At 32.1% G+C, this 5,755-nt stretch carries 7 protein-coding genes; 1 reads left to right on the forward strand and 6 read right to left on the reverse strand.

Going from position 1 to position 5,755, the window contains the following annotated elements:
- A partial coding sequence (locus ACP5S8_RS07580) for a DUF234 domain-containing protein (protein ID WP_461876351.1) occupies positions 1–272 on the forward strand: 272 nt, incomplete at its 5' end.
- A gap of 4 nt (positions 273–276) precedes the next feature.
- Here the strand turns inward: ACP5S8_RS07580 and ACP5S8_RS07585 are convergent.
- The 6 genes from ACP5S8_RS07585 to ACP5S8_RS07610 form a co-directional block, all read right to left on the reverse strand.
- On the reverse strand, positions 277–2,919 hold the full coding sequence (locus ACP5S8_RS07585) for a BamA/OMP85 family outer membrane protein (RefSeq protein ID WP_461876352.1): 2,643 nt from the start codon (positions 2,917–2,919) through the stop codon (positions 277–279).
- 21 nt (positions 2,920–2,940) lie between these two features.
- Complete coding sequence (locus tag ACP5S8_RS07590; protein ID WP_461876353.1) at positions 2,941–3,867, reverse strand: RluA family pseudouridine synthase; 927 nt, start codon at positions 3,865–3,867, stop codon at positions 2,941–2,943.
- Entirely contained in the window at positions 3,842–4,009 is a 168-nt protein-coding gene (locus ACP5S8_RS07595; RefSeq protein WP_461870766.1) for a hypothetical protein, read from the reverse strand. The genes ACP5S8_RS07590 and ACP5S8_RS07595 overlap by 26 nt, the downstream gene beginning before the upstream one ends.
- Positions 4,006–4,257, reverse strand: a complete 252-nt coding sequence (locus ACP5S8_RS07600) for a hypothetical protein (protein ID WP_461870765.1) — start codon at positions 4,255–4,257, stop codon at positions 4,006–4,008. The genes ACP5S8_RS07595 and ACP5S8_RS07600 overlap by 4 nt, the downstream gene beginning before the upstream one ends.
- Entirely contained in the window at positions 4,254–4,997 is a 744-nt protein-coding gene (gene gpmA / locus ACP5S8_RS07605) for a 2,3-diphosphoglycerate-dependent phosphoglycerate mutase (RefSeq protein ID WP_461876355.1), read from the reverse strand. The genes ACP5S8_RS07600 and gpmA overlap by 4 nt, the downstream gene beginning before the upstream one ends.
- 51 nt (positions 4,998–5,048) lie before the next feature.
- Positions 5,049–5,755, reverse strand: a 707-nt coding sequence (locus ACP5S8_RS07610) for a hypothetical protein (RefSeq protein WP_461876356.1), incomplete at its 5' end; no start/stop codon positions are given.

Raw genomic sequence — 5,755 nt, forward strand, 5'->3', positions numbered from 1 at the left:
AAAAAATTGGTAGATACTGGGATAAGGATGTGGAAATAGATATAATGGCTATAAAAGATGACCAAGCACTTATAGGAGAATGTAAATATTGGAATAAACCGGTGGGGATAGAAGTTTTAAATGACCTTAAGCAAAAATCTAATTATTTAAAAAGCTATAAAATAAAATACTATGCGCTGTTTTCAAAGTCTGGCTTTGCCGATAATCTGAGAGATTTGGCCAAAAAGGATGAAAGTATAATTCTCATAGATTTGAAAGAGAGCACTCTTTGAAGCCTTAATAAAAATATCCTATTGATATGTAATATTTTATAGAGGAGTTTATGTTTGGTATCTTTGTGATGGGTTTTGCTACGTCAAATCTTACAGGGCCCACTGGCGTATATACGAATACGCCGACACCAACATCTTGTTTTATGTTTTTTGTAATGCCAGATATGTTGTTTGATACATTGCCCGTATCTGTGAAGAGCGCTAAGTTGAAAGGACTTTTAATGGGGAAATCTATCTCGTTTCTTAAAAACCCGTAATATTTTCCGCCTTCTGGAGAACCTATATCTTCAAAGTTATAACCCATCATGTCTTTAAGACCGCCCAAGAAAAATCTTTGATATATAAGACCGTCGTTTTCTGCTCCAAATCCAAATTTAAAACTATAAAATATTTTATCTATTATATGTATAAGATAGTATGTGTTTATATTAAAACTGTTGTAGCCAGTTTGTAGGCTTTTGGTAAAATTAACGTTGTCATAGCCTATTTTTGTAGGGTTTATGGATTTGTTTTTGTAGTCTCTTGTCAAGCTAAAGCTAACAGTCTCTTGGTTTGAATATCCGTTGTCTTGTATAGGTGCATTGTAAACGTAGTCTCTTGTCTTGGAATAACCTATGCTAAAGGTATAATAATTTCCTATTCTTCTTCCTATATCAAGGTTTATGCCTTTTGATACAAAGTAATAGCTGTTGTGTATCTCAAAATCTCTTTGATAAAAGATATCTCCCAAATAATTTTTGGAAAATAAAAATTTGTCAGATATGCCAAGTTTGTAAGTGGTGTTTAAACTGGATATATTGTAGTTGAATATCGCCATTGCCGGTGTGCCAAATAGATCCGCCCACATTAAAGAGCTGTCTAACACCAACCTTTGCTCTGTGTTGTATCCGGCTTTTATTCTAAAAAAACCTCTTTTGCCTTCTTGAAGTTCTATAAGCCTATCAACCCTCTTTTGCTTTTTATTTAAAAATGTTTCCAAGTTGACCGCATCAAATATTGAACTTTCTTGTAAATTTTTTATCGCTCTTCTTTCGTCCTCTAAAGAGTAATACTTTGGTAGTGCTGCCATGTATTGTATACTATGTTCTAGTGTGTGGTTGTAGCCATATATTACCGTGTTGCCGTTTTCGTACCTTTTGCCTAAGTTTATATTAAATGTATAAATGTATTTGTAATAGTGCTTACCAATAATTTTTAAATGCGCAACTGGTTTTACTTTTACGTCAAAATATCCGTATTTCTTAGCGGTTAATATGCTATCCTTGTAAAGATCTTCTATATCTTTTGCGTTGTATTCTCTTGGGGTTTTATAGCTTTTAAAAATATCCAAAATATGTTTGTTTTTTGTGCCTTTTACAACAATGCGTGATAGTATAATCTTATAACCTTTGTTTATACTTATATTTATGTTCGTTTGATAGTTAGGCAACTTCTCTACGTTGTATTTGTAGGAAAATCCATATATGTATCCTTCTTTTTCAAGTTTTTTGTGATATTGATTTATCAGCTTTTTCAACGCTAACATATTTAAATATTTATCTTTGTATCTTTTTTTAATAAAAGCCTCTAAACGTTTGCAGTTAGAAGATATGTTGTTTATGCTGTATCTGTTGCCCTCTTTTATGTAAAATGTTGCTTTTGTGTACTCTTTGTTTACTTTATATTGGACTTTTGCATCAAGATATCCCATATCTTTGTAAAATCTTAAAATATTTTCTTTTGCTTGTTGGAGTGTAAATATATCTATTTCGCTTATGTTTGCTATCTTTTTTAAGATCTTATTACTAAAAGCTTTGTTGCCTTCAAAAGAAACGCTGTTTAAAGGTCTTTGATAGGCTTTGTAATAAACATCTACTACGCCACCTTCTCCAAGGGCTGCTTTCGTGAAAGGTATTGGATAGTTTAAAAATTTTGAAATATCGTTTATGAAAACCCCTACTATGTGAAATATGTTATGTTTTATATTCTGCGTCCCAAATATAGCTTTAAAGGGTCTTTTTGTAATCAATGTCTTCATTTTTTCTTGATACACAAAAACCCTTGAGTTTTTACCGAAGTGTTTTCTTACTATGTTGTATATTTTGTTTAGGTTTTTGATGTTTGCTATATCACCTATTGGAAGAGCATCGTTTTTGAATTTTTTTCCATTTACAAAAACATCCTTTATAAAATAGAGATCCCCTTCTTTTATATTGACGTATACGTTTAAATATCCGTCTTTGCTTTCTGTTATTTTATCTTCTACTTTTGCTTTCAGAAAACCGTTGTCTTTGTAAAACTCCTCTAGGAAATCTTTTATGAGCTTTTCTTTTTGTTCAACAGATACTTTTACAGGTGTGCCGGGTCTTATATTTGCTATTGGTATGAGGTCTACAGCGTGGTAAAACGTGTTTCCTGTTATTTTTACGTGTTTTATTATAGGATATCTTTCTATATATACAATAGGCTTATCTTCTTTAAAGCCCAACACTTTTACATCTTTTACATAATCTATATTTTTGATAATGCCTATCATCCTTTTGAGATTTTCTTTTGTAATGACTTTTGAAAAGTTGTTTTTTGCCAAAGGATAATTTGATTTTATTATAGCGTCTCCAAAAGCTTTGTTTATAAAAAGTAAAATAACTATTAAGACTAATTTTTTCATCCTTTTAATTATAATAAAAACTCAAGATTCTAAATATTTTAAAACATTTTTAAAATAATCTGGCATATCTATCTCAAATTCCATTGGTTTTTGGCTTTTAGGATGAAGAAAGCTAAGCTTGTAAGCCACTAGCAGAAACCTTTCACCTATTATTTCTTGGAGCGTTTTATCAAAGTAGGAGTGCTTATAACCATAAAGGGTATCCCCTATTATAGGATGTCCTATGTAAGACATATGGACTCTTATCTGATGGGTTCTTCCGGTGTATATTTTTATGTCTAGAAGACTAGCGTTTTTTAAAGGTTTTTCTAAATAGTATTTTGTGATGCTTTCCTTTCCTTCTGGTGCCACTTCAAATTTTAACCTATTGGTAGGATGTCTTCTTATGAGTGTTTCTATGGTTTGTTCTTTAAACCTTGGTATACCGTATACTATGGCTTTGTATCTTTTATCTATTTCTCTATTTTTAAACATAGAGGACAACATTTGGTGGCTGGTATCGTTTTTGGCTATTACCATAATACCATGGGTATATCTGTCTAATCTGTGGACTATCCCCGGTCTTTCTACTCCACCAATGACAGATAGATTTCCAAACTTAGAAAGAAGAGCGTTGACCAGGGTGTTTTCATCGTGTCCTGGGCCTGTATGAGAAGGCATACCAGAGGGTTTTACCACCACTGCTAAATCTTTATCTTCATAGAGTATTTCTATAGGTATATCTTGGGCTTTTACATCTAATTTTTTTGGTGGTGGTATTTCAAACTCTAGTATATCGTTTTCAAAGACTTTTTTTGAGCTTTTAAAAACCTTTTCACCGTTTATTAAAACACCGTTTTCTCTTATTATCTTTTTTATATACTCCCTTGAGATGTCTGGGTATATTTTTGATATTAAAAGGTCGATGCGCTCGTTTGCTATATCAGGGGTTATCTTTATCTGTGGCATCTTTTTTAATAAGTATTTTTACCTCGGTTGGTTCTTCTTCTAGTTTGAGAGCTTTTATAAAACCAATTATGGTGCTTTCTAAAGCCTTTGATGGGAAGTCTTTTAACGTGATGGTTTTGCCGTTTATCTTTAGTTCTATCATGTTATCTCTTCTTTTTTGGCAGCTATGCTAAGAAGCTGAAGCTGTTCTTTTAAAATGTTTAAAGATTGTATAGTCATGAAAAATCCGTGTTCTACATTTAAAATAGCTTTTGCAAAGTTTGGGCTTTCGTCTTCTAAAAGTCTTAATTCTCTAAAAAGCCTATAAAACTCGTCAATTTCTGTACCGCATTCCAATAGCTTTTTTAAAACTTCTTTTGATAGTTCTACGGCTTTTGGTTTGGTATTCATGCTTTTGTTTGATTTGCCACGGATTCTATGGCTTTCTTTAATGTTTCTTCGTCAGCTAAGTATCTTTTGCTTTTTATGTTCAAATTATCATCTAATACATAAACAAGCGGTATGCCGGTGGGTATGTTTAGCTTTACTATATCTTGTTCTGATATATCTTCTAAATACTTTACTATGGCTCTAAGGGAGTTTCCGTGAGCAGCTATCAATACGCATCCCCTTTGAAAAAGAGCTGGTGCTATAAAATCTTGAAAGTACGGAAGCGTTCTTATAAGTGTATCTTTCAAAGATTCCGATGATGGTAAATCTTGACATCTTATATGTTTATACCTTGGGTCGTTGCAGGGATGGTTTGGGTCATCTTTAGAAAGGGGTGGCGGTGGAATATCGTAGCTTCTTCTCCATATATTTACTTGCTCTTCTCCGTGGATTTTTACCATTTCTTTTTTGTTTAGACCTTGAAGCGCTCCGTAGTGTCTTTCGTTTAGTCTCCAGCTTTTAAAAACATCTATGTAATGAAGGTTCATTGTATCAAGAGCTATGTTTAGTGTATTTATGGCTCTTCTAAGGTAAGATGTAAAAGCAGCTTTTGGCAGCACGCCAGCTTCTAACATCGCCTGTCCAGCTTTTTTAGCTTCTTCTTTTCCTTGCTCACTCAAATCCACATCTATCCAGCCGGTAAACTTATTTTCTAGATTCCAAAGGCTCTGCCCATGTCTTAAAAGCACCAACGTGTACATGTTAATATTATACTATGCTTTGGCGTGTGAGAATTAGAGTTTAATTGATTGTTAATGTATATTATGAAAGTTTAGTTTATGATTCCATACAATTATAGTATAATGGTTCAGCTTTATTGTTTTTGAAGGTTTACCAAAAAATGATGTCGCTTTCTTCATAAAATCCTCTGGTTTTAAATGCCACCATGGGTTGGTTTTATTTGGGATTACTATGAAATATTTACTATGATTAGGTACTTTATCTATATTAAAGAAGTAAGAACTTGAATAATCAGTAGGATAAAAAGAATCTGTCATTCCGGCAACGACTATTTTGTAGTTAGTTAAAACTCCAAAGGAATTAGACTGTACACCAAATTTATCACCATATCCAAAATGTAAGTTATTTGCCTCTAATACTGAAATTAGATGCTCGATGCCTAATCTTTTGGGTTTAAAATGTATATTTGCCCATATTTTATAATTATATGAGCCGATAAAGATGTAGCATAAAATATAAATTATAGAAATAGCTTTAACCTTATTGGTTAATCTAATTTTAGAAAATAAAAACATCAAGATTATAATTAGATTATAAAATAAATTTGGCAAAAATCTAGAAGCCCAGTTTCCTCCAGGATAAGTTGACAAAAGAAAAGCTAGAGATGAAGTTGCTGTTGATAGACTAAAAAAATATAATAAAAACTTTCCATAAATATTCATATCGTTCATGCCTAGCCCTAACTTCTTGTAATACTCTACTAAAGTTTCGTTTATTT

It is taken from the genome of Hydrogenobaculum sp. (genome assembly GCF_049967395.1).
Lineage (GTDB): Bacteria > Aquificota > Aquificia > Aquificales > Aquificaceae > Hydrogenobaculum.